Below are 21,822 nucleotides of genomic sequence, written 5' to 3'. Positions count from 1 at the left end.
CTACACTGTAGCTGGATTTTTTGTGTGCATGCCGACCACCAATTGGGAAATCCACGCTATGGATTCTTACACGTGTGCTTATTCTTCCCAATTTAATGTACGCTGAACAGCTTTATTCCACTCTGCATAGAGATGATCAGTGGTTTCTCGAGGCAACATGGGATCCCACTGCTTGTCCGATTTTGCAAACGCACGCAATTGCTCGGTCGATTCGAAGAATCCAACCCCCAGGCCTGCCGCAAACGCTGCTCCCAGAACAGTGGTTTCAATCATGCCAGGACGCACGACTGGAGTTTGTAAAATATCAGCTTGAAACTGCATCAAAAGATCATTGGCCACCATGCCACCATCAACGCGCAAAGTTCGCAACGGCACACCTGAATCAGCAACCATCGCCTCAACAACTTCCCTGGTTTGATATGCCGTTGCTTCTAATACTGCACGGGCAAGATGATGCTTATTAGCAAATCGAGTCAGGCCAACAATCACACCACGCGCATCTGTACGCCATCGTGGCGCAAATAAACCAGAAAACGCCGGAACGATATATACGCCACCATTATCTGCAACTTGGCTGGCAGATTGCTCAATTTCTGCGGCAGACTCAATAATGCCTAAATTATCTCGCAACCATTGCACTAATGCGCCACCAACAGCAACCGAACCCTCTAAGGCATACACAGGTTGCTCATCTTCGATCTGATAGCACACGGTGGTAATCATGCCATGATTCGATTGCTTTGGCACCAAACCAGTATTCAGTAATAAAAACAGCCCAGTACCATAGGTATTTTTCGCATCACCTGGTTGGAAACAACACTGCCCAAACATGGCTGCTTGTTGATCTCCCAAAATGCCAGTAATTGGCACCCCGCCTAAACTGCCGCGTTGTCGCACATGCCCAAACTGTGTCACCGACGGACGAATCGTTGGCAGCATTGCCAAAGGAATACCCATCTCTTGACAAATCTGTTCATCCCACTGCAAGGTGTGAAGATCCATTAACAGTGTTCGCGAAGCATTCGTCACATCAGTAGCGTGTACGGCTGGCTGACCTTCATCGCCTTGTGCCCCACCTGTAAGATTCCACAACAACCACGTATCAATCGTGCCAAAGAGCAGATCACCGCGTTGCGCTCGTTCCCTAGCACCAGGGACATTTTCTAAAATCCATTTCAGTTTCGGCCCGGCCGGATACGAATTCAGCAATAACCCAGTACGATCACGCCACCGGTCATGCCCAACATCACCAGCGAGCTGCTCACAAATCTCAGTTGTGCGAGTATCTTGCCACACAATAGCATTCATCACAGGCTCACCTGTGTGTTTATCCCACACCACCGTAGTTTCACGCTGATTCGTAATACCAATCGCCACGATATCTTCACGCGCAATATTTGCCTCAGCTAAGGCGGCGCCAACTGCGCGCCGGGTATTTGTCCAAATCTCAAGCGGATCATGCTCCACCCATCCTTTTTGCGGGAAAATTTGGCTATGCTCAAACTGCCCCATCCCCACCGGTTGCCCGGCGCGGTCGAAAATAACGCATCGCGTTGAGGTAGTGCCTTGGTCGATTGCTGCAACAAAATGCGGATGTGTGGTCACTGTCATGATTATGCTTCTGGGTTGGTTGCACGAGTCTGCGTTGAGTCAGCGGCTTGATTGATAATATCCACGGCGGCTTGATCCGTTAATGCTTGTTCCGCTTGTTGTTGTGCATCAAGATCGCGCAAGAATGCTGCCAGTTCTGCTGCGGCGGTGTCGTGGTCCCACTGGCATAAGCGAGCAATTTCTTCAAGATACTGCTGTGCCGTGCGACGTCCGCGATCTGCGTATTCCATGCCAATTCGCATCCGTCGATGGAGCATATCTTCCAAACTGCGGGCACCTTCATGCGTAATTGCATAGTAAAGTTCTGCCAAAAGATATTTTTCTGCGCCAATCAGCGGTTGCAACAAACGCTCATCATGCTGTGCTGGCTGCAAAACTTCGTCGAGTAATGAACCATATCGGTTCAGCAAGTGGGTAATCTGCGCCTCGGAAAGCTGATAGCGCGCGGCAAGTTGTGGCACCTGGTTTGCCAGGCCGTGATAGCCGTCTGCGCCAAGTAATGGAATTGATGCAGTCACTGATGCTGGAACCTTTTGATCAAGTTCTTTGACAGCAAGATCAACTGTGTCTGCACCGATGACACGGTAGGTTGTGTATTTACCGCCTGCTACTGCTATGAATCCTGGTAACACGCGTGCAACAGCATGATTGCGAGAAAGATTCGTGGTGGAATCAGATCGTCCTGATACTAATGGACGTAGCCCGGCGTATACACCAACAATATCTTCTGGGGTAATTGGGCGGGTGACTTTTGCGTTGACATGATCGAGAATGTAGCGAATATCGCTGGCAGTTGCCACAGGCTTATCGACGCTATGCTTCCACGCAGTATCGGTTGTACCAATGATCCAGTAGTTTTCCCATGGGATGACAAACAGTACTGATTTCTCGGTGACGAACGTCAGTGCCACTTCAGAATCAATGCATGATCGTGGGACCACAATATGCACGCCTTTTGAAGCTGCGACGCTAAAAGGTCCGGTTGCCCCGGCAAGAGAATTGATATGGTCGTTCCACGGGCCTGTGGCATTGATGACGACTTTGGCCCGAATGGTGGTTTGCTGCAAAGAATCTGTATCTTGCACGGTTACGCCAGTAATTCGTTCACCATCGCGGATAAAGCCTAAGACCTCGGTACGGGTACGAATAGTAGCGCCAAATTCTGCAGCGGTGCGCAAAACGGTAAGTGTGTGGCGCGCATCATCGACAAGCGTATCGTAGTAGCGCACGCCTCCTACGAGGGCATCTGATTGCAGGCTTGGGGCTAATTTCAAAGCACCACGTTTGGAATAGTGCTTTTGCATTGGCACTTGTTTTGCTCCGCCCATGAGGTCATAGAGTAAAAATCCTGCTGCCATATATGGTCGTTGCCAGATTTTGCTGGTCAATGGGAATAAAAAGCGCAGTGGTTTGACCAAATGTGGTGCAATGTGTGACATCGAAAGTTCGCGTTCGCGTAATGACTCTGCGACCAAGGCGAAATCGAGCATGGCTAGATAGCGCAGACCGCCATGAAACATTTTTGATGAGCGTGAAGAAGTACCTGCTGCGATGTCTTGTGCTTCGACCACCGCGACTTTTAATCCACGGGTTGCTGCATCAAGGGCGGTACCAGCACCGACGGAGCCTGCGCCAATAATGAGTATGTCGTATTCTTCATGGCTAAAGTCGTGCCAGGCTTGGGTAAAGTAGTCAGCATTGAAGCTATGCCGTGTTGTCGTTGCCATAGTCGCGTACTCCAAATCTTTCAAAGAATCTATGCATCAGAGGTTTCTCGCACGATGCTCACTTGTGTATCTCCTGTACAGTCAGGGTGCAAGTCGATAGTCTCAATTCTAAAAGTTTTTCAAATCGAACAATACGACAACGCAGCAAAAACTTTTCGTGTGGCTGAATCGACATGCCCAGTCGTCATGCAGGACAAGAAATATATCAAAACCGAATGGGTACCATTACGCTGCGATCACCATATTTGATTGAGAAGATCAACGGTACCCTAAGAGTGCTACAGGCGAAGTTGAAAGAAGCGTCATGCGCACTCGACCACCGTTGTAAGGATTGTAAGACAAGATAAAAAAATACTCGTGGTCGTATTATCCGACCACGAGTATTTTATTATGCGTAAGCAGAGGTATTACTCATTACCGAGCTTTTCATCGATGGTGTCACGAACAGCATCGATTTTATCTGCATGTTCTTCGCCAAGCGTACCTTTTGCCAAATCAGCAGCCTTGTCGAGAGCGGAATCGGAAAGCTCTTCCACCTTATCGGAGCTGAGCAGATCTTTTGCTTTATCAAATAAAGACATTTATACAAACCTTTCGTGTATTACTTTTGTATGATTGTTTCAGTATAGCAGAATTTATAAGTACAGCTGACAAATAATTGTATTTTCGGCGACATCTCACAAGTTCAGCGATATTTATTCAACTCTCAATATCTTAGAAATATTCAGTGTCTGCATGCGTCGATTACACTCATACTCACTATGTCCAATAATCCTTCCGCAGATTCTTTTGCTCACATCGACATTTACGCTGATACCACTACAAAGATCCCTGCAGTTTCTGGACGCGATCAACCTAAATTTCATTCCGCTGTCCATCGCACCAATACTGCGCAAGCATTTACTCAAGGGGCTGATACCTATCAAGATATACGCCCTGGATATCCAGATTTTGTCGTCGATACGTTAAGCGCCACCAATACTGCAATTGATATTGGTGCAGGCACTGGCAAACTTACAGCAGCACTGTGCGCATCCGAAAAATTCACGCAGATCACTGCGCTGGATCCGAGCATGGATATGCTCAATATTTTGCGCACACAACTACCAAAAGTTCACACGTTACAAGCAACCGCAGAACACACTGGACTTACGCAGTGTCAGTTTGAAACTCTTACGTGTGCTCAAAGCTGGCATTGGGTTGACCCTTTAGCTGCAAGCGCAGAACTTGCTCGCATTTCTACTGCAGATGCACAATTTCTACTGGTGTGGAATACCTTAGACGTCAGCATTCCATGGGTGCATCGGTTAAGTCGTATTATGCATTCAGGTGACACACTGAAACCAGATTTCGTTCCACCAATTGCCAAGCCTTGGATGATCCATACAACAATTCGCGACACGTGGTCGCAAGCATTAGTCGCTCAGGATCTTCATCGTCTTGCGCACACACGATCCTATTGGTTGCGGGCAAATGAACAGTCCCGTCAACGTCTGACAAAGAATCTGGACTGGTATTTATATGAGCATCTTGGACTCACTGCGCACTCTCCTGTGTCCCTGCCGTATCGTGTGGATGCATTTTACGCCGCTAAATAGGCAGATTAAGAAATTATGTTTCACACGTAAGCTGCCGTGACTGCCAGATGGTCGCTGCCCCATTGACGCTGCCGAACGCGTCGCCATTGCCAAGGTACACATCGACGTACTGTCTGCACGACGTGCTTTTACTGGCAAGTATCGTGCGCACCAGACATTGTCATAGAGCGGTACTAGCGTGCCGAATGTACTAACACCTACTTAATATGCAAACAGAGCCACAACATCTACCATGTCATAGCTCTGTACTTGTATAGCTGTGTACCTGGATTGTTCTCACAAGTAAATTGTGAGTGCTCCAAGATTTGCGTTATTTACGACCGCGACGTTCACGCACACGTACCGCAATACGCACTGGGCTGCCTTCAAATCCGAATGCTTCACGGAACTTACGCTCCAAATAACGACGATAACCCGCATCTAAGAAACCAGTGGTGAACAACACGATAACCGGAGGACGTGTAGAAGCTTGCGTTGCGAACAGCACGCGTGGAACACGACCACCTTTCATCGGTGGTGGATTTTGTGCGATCACTGCACGCAGCCAGTTATTCAACTGGCCAGTGGTGACACGTTTATCCCAGCTTTCCAGAGCTTCTAACATGTATGGCTCAAGACGCTGTAACGAACGACCCGTGGCTGCAGAAATATTAATGCGTTTGACCCACGGAATATGTCGAAGTTGCTGATCAATTTCACGATCAAGTTCCCAACGACGATCTTCATCCATGAGATCCCACTTATTAAACACCAGCACTAATGCTTTGCCAGCATCCAAAATCATGTTCAACACACGTTGATCTTGTTCTGAAACTGGCTGCGAGCTATCGATCATAAATACGCACAATTCAGCCGCATCAATTGCACCACGAGTACGCAGAGATGCATAATACTCATGTCCTGAAGCGTTCTTCACTTTCTTGCGCAGACCAGCGGTATCAATGAATTTCCACAAATGATTTTCCAGTTGTACTAAAGAGTCAACCGGATCCACCGTGGTACCTGCAACATTATCGACCACTGAACGTTCTTGGCCAGTAATCTTATTGAGCAATGAAGATTTGCCAACATTTGGCTTGCCGACGAGGGCTACACGACGTGGCCCTTCAGTAATAGAAGAATGACGAGGTTCTTCTGGGAACAGCTCTAAAATCTTTTCCAGAACGTCTGCACCACCACGACCATGCTGAGCAGATACAGGCCAAGGATCACCCAAACCAAGTGCATAAAACTCTGCAAGATCGGCATACATATTGTCCGAATCAAACTTATTTGCCACCAAAATTACAGGCACTTCAGAGCGCTGCAATTTCTTAGCCATTACGGAATCAGTTTCCGTAATACCAACTTTGGTATCAACAACCATCACAATAACGTCGGCTGTTTCCATTGCGGTTTCAGCTTGACGTGCAATTGCGCCATGAATACCTTTTTGGTTTGGATCCCAACCACCGGTGTCTTGTACCCAGAAGCGCTGTCCGCCCCAATCCGCGATATAGGAAATTCGGTCACGCGTGACACCTGGGAAATCTTCTACAACTGCTTCGCGTCGACCGATAAAACGATTGACTAATGTGGATTTACCAACATTCGGACGTCCCACGATGGCAACGGTGCACAGGGCTTCTTCAGTGTGCGTTGGACGCTCGAAGCCAAAGGCTCGTTCGATTTCTTCCCAATCATCTTCAGAATAGCCCTCACCAAAATCAGGATCAGCAAAGCCTGTTTCATCAAACTCGCCATCAGCAAAAAAGACCGTGTTGTCATCATCAGAATCATCATCGAATTCGAAGTCGAATTCTTCTGCATCAAAATCAGCTGCAGCATATCCAGCTCCGGCAACAGCTACTTCTTCTTCAATAAAAGCTTGTTCAGCTGGGATTTCTCCGCCAGTGGTGTGATAGACAAACACTGTTTCTTGTTCGTCATTTTCAAAAGTGTTGTGTTTATCGGTCATAGGTGTAGCTCCTTGGCTGTGCCAGATTGTTCTACCAGCGAAATCATGGTGGAAATGACCTGTTCACGGCTCAGGTCGGAGGAATCAAGAATAATAGCGTCTGCGGCTGGACGCAATGGGCTAATTTCTCGAGAAGAATCAAGCTCATCACGACGAATGATATCAGCCAAAATGGTCTCATAATCACTCGTTCGTCCAGCTTGTTGATCTTGCTCAAAACGACGCTGTGCACGAACTTCTGGTGATGCCGTTAAAAAGATCTTCACTGGTGCATCTGGAAGTACTGTGGTCCCAATATCGCGACCATCAATGACACAGCGATGCGCTTGTTGTGCCAAACGTTGTTGCAGCGCAACAAGGTTCTGTCGTACCTGCATCACCGCAGAAACCGCGGATACGTGTTGTGTCACAGCAGCGCCACGAATCTCTTGGGATACGTCAACACCAGCAAGCATCACAGCAGTTGAACGTGGATCATCATTGATGACTAATGGAAGATCATCAGTAATCATTGCCACTGCTTGCGCATCAGTAACATCCACACCATGTTGTAATGCGAATAACGTTGCAACTCGATACATTGCACCAGTATCGAGGTAGCGTGCATAAAAATGTTCAGCGACGGCACGGCAAACTGTCGATTTTCCTGCTCCAGATGGCCCATCAACAGCTACGATCAACCCTTGATTGGCAGTATTTGCAAACGCGTGCCCCATTACATTCCCACCGCCTTATACAGGCTTGCCAATTCCATTTCATTGAGTGCACGAATCGTACCAGGCGTTTGTTCACCGAGCTGCACAGTGTGCAACTTCGTACGTACCAATGCTTGCACAGGATATCCTGCGGCTTTTAACATACGACGCACAATATGCTTACGGCCTTCGTGTAGTTCGAGGCGAATTAAGGACTTACCTTGATACACGTCCACGATTTGTACGAAATCGGCCTTTGCAGGACCGTCGTCAAGCTCAATGCCATCGCATAACTGACGCACCAGCGAGCGGTTCGCTTCACCGAGTACGGTTGCCAGATAAGTTTTGGAAACTTCATGCTTTGGATGCATCAGGCGATTCGCCAATTCCCCATCATTGGTCAGTAACAACAAACCTTCGGTGTCAGCATCTAGACGACCGACGTGGAACAAGCGCTGTCCAGAGGCAATGCGTTCCGAAATGATATCGCCCACACAAGGTCGGCCGAGATCATCATGCATTGTCGAATGCAGGCCACGTGGCTTATTCAACACGAAGTACTGCAAGTTTTCATTAACATTCACGCGAACGCCATCGACGCGCACAATATCCCTATTTGGATTCACACGCTGTCCTTGGACCATGACAATCTTGCCATTGACTTCCACGCGACCTTGGTCAATAAGAATTTCAGCATGTCGACGTGAAGCTACACCGGCTTTTGCCAATACTTTCTGCAAGCGGATGTTTTCACCGCCAACTTCAGCTTCCACACGAGGTGCCACATGCTGACGACGTGCTGGACGTGCTTGTGACACAAGAAATTCTGAAGCTCGTTGTTTCCGTGGTTGTTGGCCTGCTTGTGGGCCACGTTGTGATTGGCGCGATGATTGTTTGTTATCAGTTCGACCATTATTCCCACGTTGTGGGCGTTGTGCGCCTCCACGCTTAGTGGATTGGCGATTATGTTCCGGTGTGCCGTCGCGGCGAGCGGTTCTAGACATTGAAACGTCCTTACAAAATATGCGATTATAAAAAATCTACTCTAGCCGAAGCTTCTCTCAAATGCGAATAGCTCGTGTGCCAAACTGCACATACTATACGTTGCTACTGCCCTGACGCACTTCGGATTCAACACTTTTCGTATCACTACCTGCAGATTACGTAATATCAAACTCATCAATCGCGTCAAAATCTGGCAGCAGCGGCGCTAAATCTGGCAAAGCATCTAAAGAATCAATCCCTAATAATTCTAAAAATAAATGTGTGGTTTCATATCGATGCGCTCCATTATCCGATCCATTTTCGACTTCGCGAATAAGCCCACGCATTTTCAACGTTCGCATCACACCATCAACATTCACGCCACGCACTGCGGCAACTTGCGCGCGAGTCGCAGGTTGCCGATACGCAATAATCGCCAGCGTTTCTAGCGCTGCTTTGGAAAGTTTCGACTGGCTACCATCGAGTAGAAATCGTTCCACCACAGCAGCATTTTCCGTGGCAGTGTATAACCGCCAACCACCATCGATCATCCGTAAACGCATTCCAGAACCACGATCATGAAACTCTTGCTGGATCAGATGCAATGTGGTTGTAATCGTTGCTGAATCTGCTTCAAGCACGCGAGCGAACTGCTCCACTGTCACTGGTGTATCAACAACTAACAAAATCGATTCCAGCTCAGATCGAAGTTGGGAAATTTCTTGCATCCTATATGTTCCTTTTCGTTGATACACGCGTATTCAAAAGCAGCAGATTATCGAAGCGCTGATCTTTTCACCCAACCATCGCTGATATGTACCAGCCTTTTACCAAACAGAAAGTTTCGGGTGCTGGTACAACTGCATCTCTGCCAAGTTGTCCAACACTCTGGTGTTTGATCGACGCTAGTTGCAAGTCCAGAATCGACAATAATCATCTACTCAGCGCTGCACCGTAAAGTTTATCTCGATCGTTTTCACTACCGTCAATAACTATTCCCAAGTACTCGCAGCAACCACATGCGGATCAACGCTTAACCCGGTCCAGGCAATTTTTAGCTCACCTAAAGATTCCGTTTGTTCCAGGGCAATTGCTTTGGCTTTATATAATTCCAACAACGCTAAAAATCTACCGATCACGTGCATTGATTCAGTACAATCTTTAGTCAACCGCACAAAATCAATCCAGGTATGTGCCCCAAGTAGCTCCAAGGTCGTCAGAATTTTACCGGCTTGTTCTGGTACGGACACAACTACTTGGTGAACATGCGAAGTTGCCACTGTTGGTGGTGGCTGTGGGCGAAATACTCCGGCCGCAAGTTCAGCAAAGCTATGTACGTCATGTCCGAGGGTTACTGGAGGCAAAAGCTTGGCAAATTGTGGTTCCAGGCTTACTGCTCGCGGATAACCACGTTGTGCTTGACGCTGCCAAGTTGCAAACAGATCCGCAACATCTTTATACGCTTTGTATTGCAACAAACGAGCGAACAGAAGATCCTGAGTTTCGAGCAGTTCCCAGTCTTCCTGCAACTGATCATCATCGCGTGGGAGCAATCGTGCGGCTTTCAGCTCTAACAAGGTTGCAGCAACCACTAAAAACTCCGTGACTTCATCGAGTGCGGAAAATTCGCCCAGCTGTTTCGTATACGCAACAAAATCATCAGTGACTTGCGCTAATGCAACTTCTGTCACATCAAGTTTTTTCGAACCAATCAAATGCAACAGCAGATCAAACGGGCCTTCGAAATTGTGCAACACAATTCGAAAGCCGGTGATCTCTGGCTGATTATCAGCTACCGGTATGCGACGACGAGCCATTTAGTTTGCGGTACGCTCAATAACTTCACGCGCTAAATCACGGTATTGCTGCGCGCCAGCAGATGAAGGCGCCCAGGTAATAATTGGTTCACCGGCCACTGAAGTTTCCGGGAATCGCACGGTACGGGTAATCACAGTATCAAAGACCTGCTTGCCAAAAACTTCGACAACGCGCGACATAACCTCTCGCGCATGCGACGTACGACGATCAAACATGGTGACCAAAATACCGACAATATCGAGATTAAAATTCAAACGATCGCGAACTTTTTCCACCGTATCAGTCAGCAAAGCCAAGCCACGTAACGAGAAGTACTCACATTCCATTGGAATGATCACTCCATGCGAACACGCCAAGGCATTAACGGTTAGTAATCCAAGTGAAGGCTGACAATCCAAAATGATGTAATCATAATCTTTCATCACTGGACGCAAAGCTCGAGCAAGAGTTTGCTCCCTACCGACTTCATTGACCAACTGGATTTCAGCTGCTGAAAGGTCAATATTTGCCGGCACTAAGTCCAATCCTGGCACAGCAGTTTTATGCAGCGCTGAGTGAATCGAGATGTGGTGATCGACCAACAGGTTATAAATGGTAATATCTAAATCTTCGTGCGGAATGCCTAAACCAGCAGACAGCGCACCTTGTGGGTCTAAATCAACTAATAGGACGCGACGGCCAGCTTCAGCTAAACATGCCCCTAAATTAATCGTCGAGGTAGTTTTCCCTACGCCGCCTTTTTGATTACACATCGAAATAATTTTTGCTGGCCCGTGCTTCGTCAACGGCGCTGGCTCTGGGAATTGCCGTAGCGGACGCCCAGTTAAACCAACTTTGATCTCAGAAGTATCAAATAGTTCTTGATCCGCCATACGACTTCTCTTTCTGCTTCCCTCGGGTTCGCTTGCGCGCATTCATCCAATAACACTGGTCATAACCTTTTCGGCTATGGTTGTTCAGCAAAAACATTTATCTTCACAGAAGATAAATTACACTCTTGATATTTTACGCGTATCACATCGAACTTAGCTACAGTAAAGTTCAACTTGAGGTTTCTCCCCGACTATCACACCGAGATATTTCTTAGGCACGCGGATGCGAATGCAACCATACACTGCGCAAATTATCAGCAGTGACATGGGTATAAATCTGTGTTGTGGTCACTGATGCATGACCTAATAGCTCTTGGACAACACGAACATCTGCCCCACCTTCTAACATATGCGTTGCAAAACTATGCCGCAGCGTATGCGGTGAGATTTCCTTTGTAATACCAGCTCCCATAGCAGCTTGTTTTAAAATTGCCCAGGCACTTTGTCGCGATAACGAACCTCCGCGTTTATTTAAAAACAACGCATGGCTGCGCCCTTTTGAAAAACTACTGCGTCCGCGCACAATATAGGCTTCAATTGCTTGCAATGCTAATGATCCTACTGGCACCAGCCGCTGCTTATTGCCTTTACCGGTAATTTTGAGCATGCCAGGCGTTTCCAGCACGTCGTCAAGCAATAATGCCGTAATTTCGCTAATACGAGCACCGGTGCTGTACAACAACTCTAACAAGGCGCGATCGCGAAGATCCGTTGCTGTAGCATACTCACCAGTTGGAATTGCCTCAATGAGCTGCGTGACCTCACTAATTGTCAAAGTATCTGGCAGATGACGTCCCTGTGCAGGTGGTGCTACTGCTGCTGCGACGTCGTCAGATAATATCCCTTCGACAAACCCAAATTTATGCAAGCCACGCACCACAATTAACGCACGTGCTGCCGAAGATGCCGCAAGTGGCGCACGGCGGCTGCTACCTTGCCGTAAATCGAGCACATATGCTTCAATATCGGTCGTATGCAATTTTTCGAGATCATCATATCCAGCAGCATCTAACCAGCTCAGATACCGCTGAATATCCCGCCGATAATTTGAGATCGTATTTTGACTAATACCCTTTTCTACAATTAAGTGCGTTAACCATTGTTGCGCAAGACTGCCCGGATCTATGCTCATCTGCAGCTCACAATTAGGATCGCTGTTTCATATCATGGCACAAACCAGCTGCTTGACGACGCTTGGCTAAAGCGGTTGGCCGAATCGAAAATGCCGCTTGTGGATCTCTTGGGGTCATCTTTTTCTCGACGACCTGCCAGGCACCTAAAATACCGGCAACTGCAATGCCATTGACAATTTCACCAGCAAGCACCATTTCAACAGCTTGCGATAATGGCACCCATTGCAACACCATATCTGCTTCTTCTTCACTCGCCTCGGGACGGGTGCCAACACGGATATCTGTTGCTAAGAACACGCGCACTGCTTCGTCGCAAAAGCCAGGACTGGTGACAAGATCGCAAATGACAGCCCAGTGATCAGCATATAAACCAGCTTCTTCGAATAATTCACGCTGTGCTGTCTCCAGCTCAGGTTCATTGGCATAATCAAGCAGACCTGCGGGAAGTTCCCATAATCTACGCCCACTGGCGTGTCGATATTGTTGCACCAATGCAATATTTTCACCATCAAAGGCGACTACTGCAACCGCTCCGAAATGTTCCACCACTTCGCGAACTGCGGTAGTATCACCCGGCATCACAACTGTATCGCGACGCACTGCCAGAATCGGAGCGTCAATCAAAAGATGCGACTCAACAGTGCGAAATTCATGCCGCGATATCACAGCTTTACATCCTTTTCTACTCTTGAACAATCCTTGGGAACACGTCAGTGACTTGAGCACCAGCGCCATACGCACCGTGTCCGCCGGTGAGTTTTTCTTGAGTCGCTAAAATAACTGCCAATTTCCCCCACTGCCGATCAATCGAATCAACGGTGCTAAGTTGATCATTACCAGGTTCATTGCTCCGCAACATCGCAAGCACGCCACTGCCCTGCACATCTGTTAGCGTAGAGGCAACGACAACTGGGCCCTTTTTCGCTAATGAACGAGCAAAAGAAGCCTGATTCAATTGCGCGAACTCTTCCGCAGGGTGACCGCTTAAGAAAATAATCGCATCTGCTGGGACAACTTCACCTGCGACGTAGTCGACGAAGCCCATTTTCTTCAATTCCCCAAGAATCTCAGCACGATGCTCCTGCGCAGCTTGGACCACTGGATCATCGGCTTGCTCATGTACGAACAAACCACCACCAATAAAGTCACCCGAGTGCGTGCCTGCATCGCGAATATCTTCATTTAGCTTTTCGCCAGCTGGCAAGCTCAAAGCAATATAGTTTTTCAATTCATCCGCAGATGCTTGCGCAAAAAACTTCTCTTGTAATTGTAAGATGCTGGTACTTTGACCACCTGCTTGCGTGATCGCCGCGGCGAAGGCATCCACGGTTTCAGTGGAGGTATCCGGAGTGCTGATGATCGTAATGCGTTTATCTTTTAACGCATCCACGATTGCCGAATCAAACAGCTTTTCCACAGCAATATCTGCTGATTGCAGCTGCTTATTATGGACTTCGTCTTGCTGTTGCAACACAGCTTTTTCTTGCTGCAGCTGTTGAGCGGCAAAGCCACTGCCACCTTGTAAGCTTGGCGCTAGACCAAAGCTGCCAATTACAATGCCACCTGCAAGACCAAACATCAGGCCAGCAAATCCACCACTACGTGTTTTCTTCATCGTTTATCCTTCATGATTCCAAGTTCAGTTTCGGGCAGTGGACGTTAGGTAAATAACGATTGGAATCGCAGCGCGATACTGTTCCAAGTATCAATCAAGTTGTTCACAAAACTACCATCACCAACGAAACCTGCAATCACAACAACGGTGGCAATTAAAACCATTACTCCAAGCACTGACCACAGCCACCCGAAACCAGCTGCACTGCGATAACTATAAAGTGCTGAAATAGCTGACGCATCCACTAATTTTGCTCCCAACTTCGCGCGGCAAAGCAACGCAGATGGGCTTGCAGAATCAGCTTGTGCAAATAATGCGTCCAGATCAAATGGTGCACCTACGTTTACCACAAGTTCTGCGTCATGGAATCCTGCTAACAGCAAAGCCAAGTCGGTTGGAGATTCTAATGCCGCGGGGAAGGTCATAGCGCCCACACCGAGATCTTGGATACGTTCTAATCCAACAGCATGTCCATCTGGATCAGCAGGCAGAATCACCTTCGCGCCGCAACGCAAGGCCTCAGCGCCGATATTGACTGGATTACCAACAATAAAATCTGGTGTATAGCCAGCTTCTACCAACGTATCGGCGGCTGCTTCAACTGCAATAATTGCCGGTTCATATTCACGAATAAAGTTACGCAGCAAACGGATTTGGTCACGGTAACCTGCTCCATCGCTGACCACAATAACTTTGCGGTCTCGTAACGTTTCTGCCACATCCGGAACGCCTAAACCATCGATAAACAGTGGTGCTTCGGTGTGAATGAATTGGATTGCATTTCCGAAGTAGGCTTCCATATGCACTACGAGGTGCTGCTGGGCATCGACAAAGGTTTGCTCAATACTATCTGCCGTGAGTACGGTGCCTTGTCCAATAAGCGTCGAGCCATAATAGAGCTCGCCTTCTTCTGTGAGACGGGCTTTTTTACCGTCTTTTAATACTTGCCAGATCTCGCCAGTGACGGCTTCAACGAGAATAATGCCAGCGTCGAAAAGCATCTGAGGTCCATAATTAGGGATCACACCAGTGCTAAAGCGCGAGGAGTTTATCACCACGGCTGGACGGGTTTCGAGTAGACGTTGCGCAAAGGCACGGGAAATATCAGCAGCATCAATAACTGCAATGTCACCAGCAGATAGACGTTTGTGCCCTTTTGAAGTTGGTGTCGTAAGGTCACGAATGACACCGTGGGTACCTGGCAAATCAGCAGAACGCGAGAACAGACTCATGCTTGCCATTGTGCTAATAAATTGAGCAAATTGTCAGAAGCCACGCAAGAAAATGCAAAAAATTGTGAAAAATCACTTTTGTATAGTTGCTGAATTGTTGCGCAGAGCTGCGACTTCTTCCTGTGCGGTCCTGAATAATTCTAACGCATGCGCACGACCTGTTTCGGTATCGTCTAAGCCTGCGAGCATACGCGAAAGCTCTTCGATTCGACGCTGTTCCGAAAGATTTTCCACTCCAGAAACCACCGATTCATCGCTGACTTCTTTCGCTACATGCACATGTGTATCGGCATATGCTGCGACCTGTGGCAAATGGGTAACCACAATCACTTGAGTATGCAGCGCTAGTCTTGCTAAGCGACGACCAATCTCCACAGCTGCTCGCCCACCAACGCCTGCATCAACCTCATCAAAGACCAAGGTGGTTCCACGCGTACCTGCTGCAAGAATCACTTCTAAAGCAAGCATGACACGCGAAAGTTCACCACCAGAGGCAGATGTTGCTAATGGGCGTGGTTCTGCAGCTTTATTATGCGCAAGCAAAAATTCAACTGCATCGAGTCCATCCGGACCCGGTTTGGTAGCCTGCAGTGCCACAGTCAACCGTGCATGTGGCATCGCAAGACCGTGTAATTCTTCAGTCACGAGCGATTCTAAAGATTTCGCTGCTGCTTGACGTGCGTTCGTTAATGCAGCTCCGGTGGTATTTACCTGTTGGCGAGCTTGGGCAACATCGCGTTGTAATTGCTCAAAGGCAGCCGGAGAAATATCAATTGATGCTCGCTTTGCCTCTGCTTTTGCTAACCACACCAATACTTCATCAATAGTTGGTGCATATTTTCGCGTCAGCTTCTTGAGCTCTTGCTGACGCTCCAACGCATGCTCGAGTGCCAAAGGATCAACAGGAAGACCGGAATAATACGAGCCTAATTCGCCAGAGATTTCTGCAACCTCTTCCACGATGAGGTGCAAACGCTGTCCCAACTGCGCCAAAATTGGATCATCACTGTGACTAAGCGCTGCTGATGCTTCGCCTAGGCTTGACGACGCTGAGTATTCTTCTTCAACATTGCCACCGGCATATTCACCGAGAGCCTCGAGACCATCAAGTTTTGCAATTGCTGTGGTGACGATCTCTCGAATGTCGTCAACATCTTGTAGACGTCGAATAGTTGCGACCAGTTCAATATCTTCGCCAGGTTGTGGATCAACCGCAACAATTTCTTGGATAGCAAAATCGAGACGATCGGATTCTTGAGCAAGCTCACGACGTTTTTCGATGCGTTCTTGCAGCTGTTTATCTAAGCTTCGCCAGCGTTTGTAATGCTCCTGATAAGTCTGCTTCAACCCTGCAATTGCAGGATCTACCCGGTCTAAAGCAGCAAGTTGCTGATCCGGTGCGAGCAGACGCAATTGGTCATTTTGACCATGAATCGTTAACAGTTCTGCGGAAAACTTCCCTAAATGTGCAGCTGGTACTGCTCGCCCACCTAGATATGCTTTTGAACGCCCTTGGGCACTTACACTGCGAGAGGCAATGATCTCCTGGTTTTCATCAGGAATGCCACCAACATCGGTAACAAAATCAAAAATTTGCGACGCAATCTCACTTGGTAAGGTATCGAGGCGAAATCTCCCTTCTACCGAAGCTGCAGTGCTGCCAGTACGCACGCGCGAAGCATCCGCACGTCCACCTACTAATAATCGCAACCCAGTTACGACCATAGTTTTACCGGCGCCAGTTTCACCGGTCAGTACCGTCAAACCTTCGCTCAGTTCCACCGTGGCATGAGGAATGACACCTAAGTTTTGAATCGCAATATCGGCGAGCATTCCCTTATCCTACACTGCTTGGCAAGTCAGTACAGTTGAAAAATTTGCTATCCAAAAAACGCCCATCACAGTGGCTGTGTGTGACACGAGACGACAGCAAGACAGCCAATTGCCGCTACTCGCAATCTTTCCGTATGTTGTGGTCTGTGTATGGTGCCAAGACTCACTTCATCCGTAGCAAGAACGTAACAACATTCCTGCTCGTGACAGATTAGTGCTTATTACGCGGGCCTCGCCAGCCTTCAACTGGCAATCGCAGTTTGGATACTAAACGATCAGTAAACGGCTTATCGTCGAGTCGAACCCAACGAATTGAACGCTGCCCTCGACGCACTTCGACGCGTGACCCAGGTGGCAATTCAATAAACCGGAAACCATCCATCACCGCGCGTGCTGGCCAAGATGATAATCGTGATTCAACAGCAACCACCGAATGCGGAGAAACCACCAAAGGCTTGGTAAAGAGCGCATGTGCGTTATTTGGAACGACCAAAATTGCATCCAACTCTGGCCATAACACTGGTCCACCTGCAGAAAATGCATAGGCGGTCGAACCTGTTGGTGTAGACACAAGCACACCATCACAACCAAAGGAGCTCACCGGACGACCATCAATATCTAAGATGGCATCAAGTACACTCGTGCGGGTTTGGTTTTCAATGCTGACTTCATTTAAAGCCCAACCAGAGCCAATCAATTCTCCTTGTGGATTAAAGGCTTCAATACCAAGCGTCATGCGATCTTCAATGCGAAAATCTCGTGCAATAATCCGTGCGACTGCTTCATCAAGGGATGATTTTTCCCATTCAGCTAAAAAGCCAATATGGCCAAGGTTAATACCCAGAACTGGCAAATCAGCAAAGTGCGCCAGATCTGCAGCACGTAAGAAGGTGCCATCCCCGCCGAGAACAAAAATCAAGTCGATATTTTCAACGGCAGCAGGACCATGTGAAACAAGCGGGAATTGTCCTAGCACTGGGTGGGTGCATACCACTTGATCATCTTCTGGAACACAAATACGCACGCCGATACCAGCGTCGATAAGCTGCTCAGTGACTAACGCAGCAGTAGCAATATTTGACTGCCTGCCGGTATGTGGCACCAACAGAACTTGGAATTCAGACTGCGACATTATTGTGGTCCCTGTTCAACGGCTGTGTGCACGAGTGTTGCGATTTCTGCGGCGGATCGCTGTGTTTGACCTTCGTCTTTGACTAACCAGAGGAAGTATTCAACATTGCCGGATGGTCCAGGCAGTGGTGAAGCGGTCACGGCTTGCAAGGATAATCCTAGCGATTGTGCAAATTCAGCAATTTCAATGGTTACTGCTGCTCGCAATGCTGGATCTTTGACCACACCACCACTGGATAGCCGATCTTTGCCTACTTCGAATTGTGGCTTGACCATTGGTAATAAATCTGCACCTGGTGCCAAAGCGGCCACGATGGCGGGGAGGGTTAGTCGTAACGAAATAAAGGAAAGATCGCCAACCATTGCATCGCACATACCGCCGCACATCTCCTGCGTGAGATGACGAATATTCGTGCGGTCTAATACCGTGACGCGATCATCATTTTGCAGTCGCCAGATCAATTGGCCGTAGCCCACGTCAACTGCAACAACTTCCTTGGCATCTCGACGCAACAAGACATCAGTAAATCCGCCTGTCGATGCACCTGCATCCAAGACTTTTTTACCTGCCAGGGTTAAACCAAGGGGTTCAAATACTTCCAAGGCACCTAAAAGTTTATGGGCGCCACGAGAGGCCCAGTCGTCATTGACGCTAGCTTCAACGCGAATCGAAACATCTGGGCTGACCTGTGTTGCTGGTTTTACCGCGAGCATGCCTTGAACATATACTCGCTGGCCACGAATCATCTCGACAGCTTGTTCGCGTGAACGCGCAATTTTACGACGCACGAGTTCGGCATCAAGGCGTTTCCGAGCTACTGACATGTTCTAGTTCTTTCATTCATGCAATGCACCACTTAAAAGTTCGTGGGCAGCTTGCAATACTTGGACTTCTTCTACAAGCGAGGTGACAGGTTGCTGCAAAAATGCGTGTACAGAGTTGGCGAGTTCTTCAGGATCAACCACCGCACGCCGATCACCTGGAATTGGGCCAGGATGAGGCTTCGGCTTCGGACTTGCCTGCTCTGCAATTATGCTGTGCGTTGCACTGTGTTTTTCACTTGAGCTTTGGTTTGTATGCATCGATTGATGCGCACTGGGTGAACTGTTGTGCATTTATACCCACTGTTGAAGAAGCTGCTGACTCACTGAGCTGACACAACGGATCTCACCTGTATAGCTTTCAGGCGATTGCCAAGCATACACCAGCACACTACGCAAGAGTTCAACTGCAGTTGCCGATGTATCTCCGCCATCGACGACGATATCATCACCATCAAAGCTGACTTCAAAGCCACCTTGCGTTTGCGGCCGTAAAACCTCAAGTGGTGTGGTTAAATCTTGCAAGCTTGTGGCAATATACGTTGGGCGATGCGCAGCTGGTGCACGCAGTAATTCCCAATGTTTCGACACACCAGTAAGCAGATGCAATGAATCTAGACCTGCTGCCACGCCACCAGCAATATCGGTATTTAATCGATCACCGATGGCAAGCGCGTTAGTTGCACCAAGCTTTTTGATTGCTGAATAAAACATAGCTGGCTCTGGTTTACCTGCAGCTTGTGGGACTACACCGGTTGCATGGCTGACTGCTGCCACCATAGAACCATTGCCGACCATAAAACCGCGTTCCATTGGCAACGTTGAATCCAAATTCGACGCGAAATATCGTGCGCCTTTGCGAATCGAAAGAGCGGCTTCCGACAATTGCGCCCATCCAGTCTCAGGATTATGCCCATGCAGCACCACTACTGGCTCGTCATCGGCACTTTCCACAACAGTAAAACCTGCTGCGGTAGCCAGATCTTTAAACGACTGAGTGCCAAGAACGTAAATATTGCCGCCTTCTGGAAACTGTTCTGTTGCAAATTCAACCGCTGTTTGTGCTGAGGTCACAACTTGCCCACTGGAAGTTGGAATGCCCATATCAGTGAGCATTTGGGCAACGACATCCGGGTGCCGAGAAGCATTATTGGTAATGTACATCACCGGTACCGGAGCGTTTGTGATGACTTCCTGAGCAAATGGCAACAGCCTGCCTCCTTCCCAGACGGTTCCGTCTAGGTCGAAGAGCAGGCTATCGTAAGTTGAAAAGGCAGAAAGTGTCATGCCCTCTAGTGTACTAGGACAACTGCGCTAAACGCTCATCAGCATCTAATAAGTGATCTTGATCTTGCTTTTTCGCGTTGGTAAACCACACACGTGCTTCATCCAAGCGACCAACTTTTTCCAATGCATCAGCGTAAGCATAGCTTAAACGAGAATTAGAAACTGTTTTCAAGTTCGGATCAGGATTTTGCTGCTGCAAGGTCACCACTGCGGAATCATATTGCCCTAGGTCGCTCCTTGCCCCTGCGACAACAATGGCAAGTTCAATCTCTGTTTCACGATCCAAACCCACACCCTCAGTGCGTGCAAGCTCAATCGCTTTTTCCGGACGACCCAAACCACGCTCAGCATCAGCCATAACAGCGATCAAACCTGGACCACCTGACATACGACGAGCAGCCCGCAGCTCCGAAAGCGCTTCTTTCCATTCGCCGGCATGATAAGCAGCAATACCTGCGGTTTCACGTACAACAGCGACACGGCCTGCACGGTCTTTCGCAGCACGTGCATGGCGCAATGCCAACTGAGGATCGTCAGCCAACCAAGTCGCTGCCATAATCATATGCTTTGCGACGACCTCAGCGTTGTCTTTAGCAAGAACCTTCAAATCCTGCAATACCATTGGATCAAGATCGCGTACGTCGAGATCATTTGGTAAATCTGGTTCGTTTACGCGCTGATTAATGCGCTCTTCACGATACCCTGGGCGTTGTGCATGGAATGGTCGTTGATTCCGATCCGCACCGCCACGGTTGGAGTGATGTCGCTGGTCGCCTTCACGTCCTCGGTTATTACCGTAGGAGCGGCGATCACCATCACGACCACGATCATTACCGTAGGAGCGGCGATCACCATCACGACCACGATCATTACCAAAGGAACGACGATCACCATCACGACCACGACCGTTACCGAAGGAACGGCGATCACCATCGCGACCACGATCATTACCGTAGGAACGACGGTCGTTATCACGCCCGCGATCACTACCGTAAGAACGACGATCATCATCACGGCCTCGGCCGTTACCGAAGGAACGACGATCACCATCGCGACCGCGGTCAGCACCGAAGGAACGGCGGTCGTTGCCGCCGCGGCTGTCTTCATACCGGCCACGCGAACCATAGGAACGACGTTCTCCGTCACGACCGCGATCGTTAAACGAACGACGATCACCATCACGTGAATCGTTGTGTCGTGATCGTCCATGGTCGTTATTGGACGAACGTTGGCCTTGTCCACGGGAACGATCAGATGAACCGTTGTTACGTGAACTGGAATTGTTGAAGTCTGCCATTAAAATCCTCAGAAATAAAAAAGCGTGATGTAACCAGAAGATGAGTATATATCATCCAGTTACATCACGCTTTCTCGTTGCACTTTTAAGTTTTAGGTCGGCGGTGTCTTACTCTCCCACAAACTCCCGTTTGCAGTACCATCAGCGCAATTAGGCTTAGCTTCCGGGTTCGGAATGGGACCGGGCGTACCCCCAATGCTATAACCACCG

Annotated in this window: 20 protein-coding genes and 1 rRNA gene; 1 reads left to right on the top strand and 20 read right to left on the bottom strand. The window is 48.5% G+C overall.

Annotated elements, in window-relative coordinates:
* Positions 1-78: 78 nt before the first annotated feature.
* The 3 genes from glpK to NXS99_RS01435 all read right to left on the bottom strand — a co-directional run bounded on the left by glpK (position 79) and on the right by NXS99_RS01435 (position 3,919).
* Positions 79-1,611: a glycerol kinase GlpK gene (glpK, locus tag NXS99_RS01445; protein WP_259286902.1), complete on the bottom strand. Its 1,533-nt coding sequence runs from the start codon at positions 1,609-1,611 to the stop codon at positions 79-81.
* Between the two features lie 2 nt (positions 1,612-1,613).
* Positions 1,614-3,338 carry a glycerol-3-phosphate dehydrogenase/oxidase gene (locus NXS99_RS01440; protein WP_259286901.1) on the bottom strand — a complete coding sequence of 575 codons (1,725 nt, stop codon included), beginning with the start codon at positions 3,336-3,338 and terminating at the stop codon, positions 1,614-1,616.
* A gap of 407 nt (positions 3,339-3,745) precedes the next feature.
* Complete coding sequence (locus NXS99_RS01435; protein ID WP_259286900.1) at positions 3,746-3,919, bottom strand: antitoxin; 174 nt, start codon at positions 3,917-3,919, stop codon at positions 3,746-3,748.
* A 180-nt stretch (positions 3,920-4,099) separates the two neighbouring features.
* Here NXS99_RS01435 and NXS99_RS01430 point away from each other — a divergent pair, with 180 nt between their 5' ends.
* Positions 4,100-4,936 (top strand): class I SAM-dependent methyltransferase, encoded by an 837-nt coding sequence (locus NXS99_RS01430; protein WP_259286899.1) that lies wholly within the window; start codon positions 4,100-4,102, stop codon positions 4,934-4,936.
* A 310-nt stretch (positions 4,937-5,246) separates the two neighbouring features.
* Here the strand turns inward: NXS99_RS01430 and der are convergent, their stop codons facing one another.
* From der to rrf, 17 genes are all read right to left on the bottom strand, one after another.
* Entirely contained in the window at positions 5,247-6,893 is a 1,647-nt protein-coding gene (gene der / locus NXS99_RS01425; protein ID WP_259286898.1) for a ribosome biogenesis GTPase Der, read from the bottom strand.
* On the bottom strand, positions 6,890-7,609 hold the full coding sequence (cmk, locus tag NXS99_RS01420; RefSeq protein ID WP_259286897.1) for a (d)CMP kinase: 720 nt from the start codon (positions 7,607-7,609) through the stop codon (positions 6,890-6,892). Before cmk ends, der begins: the two co-directional genes overlap by 4 nt.
* A complete protein-coding gene (locus NXS99_RS01415) occupies positions 7,609-8,592 on the bottom strand; it encodes a pseudouridine synthase (protein WP_259286896.1) in 984 nt (327 codons plus the stop codon). Before NXS99_RS01415 ends, cmk begins: the two co-directional genes overlap by 1 nt.
* A 156-nt stretch (positions 8,593-8,748) precedes the next feature.
* Positions 8,749-9,300, bottom strand: a complete 552-nt coding sequence (scpB, locus tag NXS99_RS01410) for an SMC-Scp complex subunit ScpB (RefSeq protein WP_259286895.1) — start codon at positions 9,298-9,300, stop codon at positions 8,749-8,751.
* Positions 9,301-9,564: 264 nt separating this feature from the next.
* The gene (locus tag NXS99_RS01405) at positions 9,565-10,389 is read right to left on the bottom strand and encodes a ScpA family protein (protein ID WP_259286894.1); all 825 of its coding nucleotides are present in this window, start codon (positions 10,387-10,389) and stop codon (positions 9,565-9,567) included.
* Positions 10,390-11,262 carry a ParA family protein gene (locus NXS99_RS01400; RefSeq protein ID WP_259286893.1) on the bottom strand — a complete coding sequence of 291 codons (873 nt, stop codon included), beginning with the start codon at positions 11,260-11,262 and terminating at the stop codon, positions 10,390-10,392.
* A 211-nt stretch (positions 11,263-11,473) separates the two neighbouring features.
* The gene (xerD, locus tag NXS99_RS01395) at positions 11,474-12,394 is read right to left on the bottom strand and encodes a site-specific tyrosine recombinase XerD (RefSeq protein ID WP_259286892.1); all 921 of its coding nucleotides are present in this window, start codon (positions 12,392-12,394) and stop codon (positions 11,474-11,476) included.
* 13 nt (positions 12,395-12,407) lie between these two features.
* On the bottom strand, positions 12,408-13,058 hold the full coding sequence (locus NXS99_RS01390; RefSeq protein ID WP_259287104.1) for an NUDIX hydrolase: 651 nt from the start codon (positions 13,056-13,058) through the stop codon (positions 12,408-12,410).
* A 19-nt stretch (positions 13,059-13,077) separates the two neighbouring features.
* Positions 13,078-14,010: a copper transporter gene (locus NXS99_RS01385; RefSeq protein WP_259286891.1), complete on the bottom strand. Its 933-nt coding sequence runs from the start codon at positions 14,008-14,010 to the stop codon at positions 13,078-13,080.
* A 44-nt stretch (positions 14,011-14,054) separates the two neighbouring features.
* Positions 14,055-15,251, bottom strand: coding sequence for a putative cytokinetic ring protein SteA (gene steA / locus NXS99_RS01380; RefSeq protein ID WP_259286890.1), 1,197 nt, complete (start codon positions 15,249-15,251; stop codon positions 14,055-14,057).
* 63 nt (positions 15,252-15,314) lie between these two features.
* A complete protein-coding gene (gene recN / locus NXS99_RS01375; protein WP_259286889.1) occupies positions 15,315-17,075 on the bottom strand; it encodes a DNA repair protein RecN in 1,761 nt (586 codons plus the stop codon).
* 211 nt (positions 17,076-17,286) lie between these two features.
* Complete coding sequence (locus NXS99_RS01370; RefSeq protein WP_259287103.1) at positions 17,287-18,210, bottom strand: NAD kinase; 924 nt, start codon at positions 18,208-18,210, stop codon at positions 17,287-17,289.
* Positions 18,207-19,031, bottom strand: a complete 825-nt coding sequence (locus tag NXS99_RS01365; protein ID WP_259286888.1) for a TlyA family RNA methyltransferase — start codon at positions 19,029-19,031, stop codon at positions 18,207-18,209. The genes NXS99_RS01370 and NXS99_RS01365 overlap by 4 nt, the downstream gene beginning before the upstream one ends.
* A 12-nt stretch (positions 19,032-19,043) precedes the next feature.
* Positions 19,044-19,322: a hypothetical protein gene (locus NXS99_RS01360; protein WP_259286887.1), complete on the bottom strand. Its 279-nt coding sequence runs from the start codon at positions 19,320-19,322 to the stop codon at positions 19,044-19,046.
* Positions 19,323-20,315, bottom strand: a complete 993-nt coding sequence (locus NXS99_RS01355; RefSeq protein ID WP_259286886.1) for an HAD-IIA family hydrolase — start codon at positions 20,313-20,315, stop codon at positions 19,323-19,325.
* 13 nt (positions 20,316-20,328) lie between these two features.
* A complete protein-coding gene (locus NXS99_RS01350) occupies positions 20,329-21,612 on the bottom strand; it encodes a hypothetical protein (RefSeq protein ID WP_259286885.1) in 1,284 nt (427 codons plus the stop codon).
* A gap of 95 nt (positions 21,613-21,707) precedes the next feature.
* Positions 21,708-21,822: ribosomal RNA gene (rrf, locus tag NXS99_RS01345) — 5S ribosomal RNA — on the bottom strand; the annotation flags it as partial.

It is taken from the genome of Corynebacterium sp. HS2168-gen11, assembly GCF_024834075.1.
GTDB lineage: Bacteria > Actinomycetota > Actinomycetes > Mycobacteriales > Mycobacteriaceae > Corynebacterium.
Note: the sequence above shows the minus strand (reverse complement) of the source record. Positions and strands in the feature narration are given on the sequence as shown.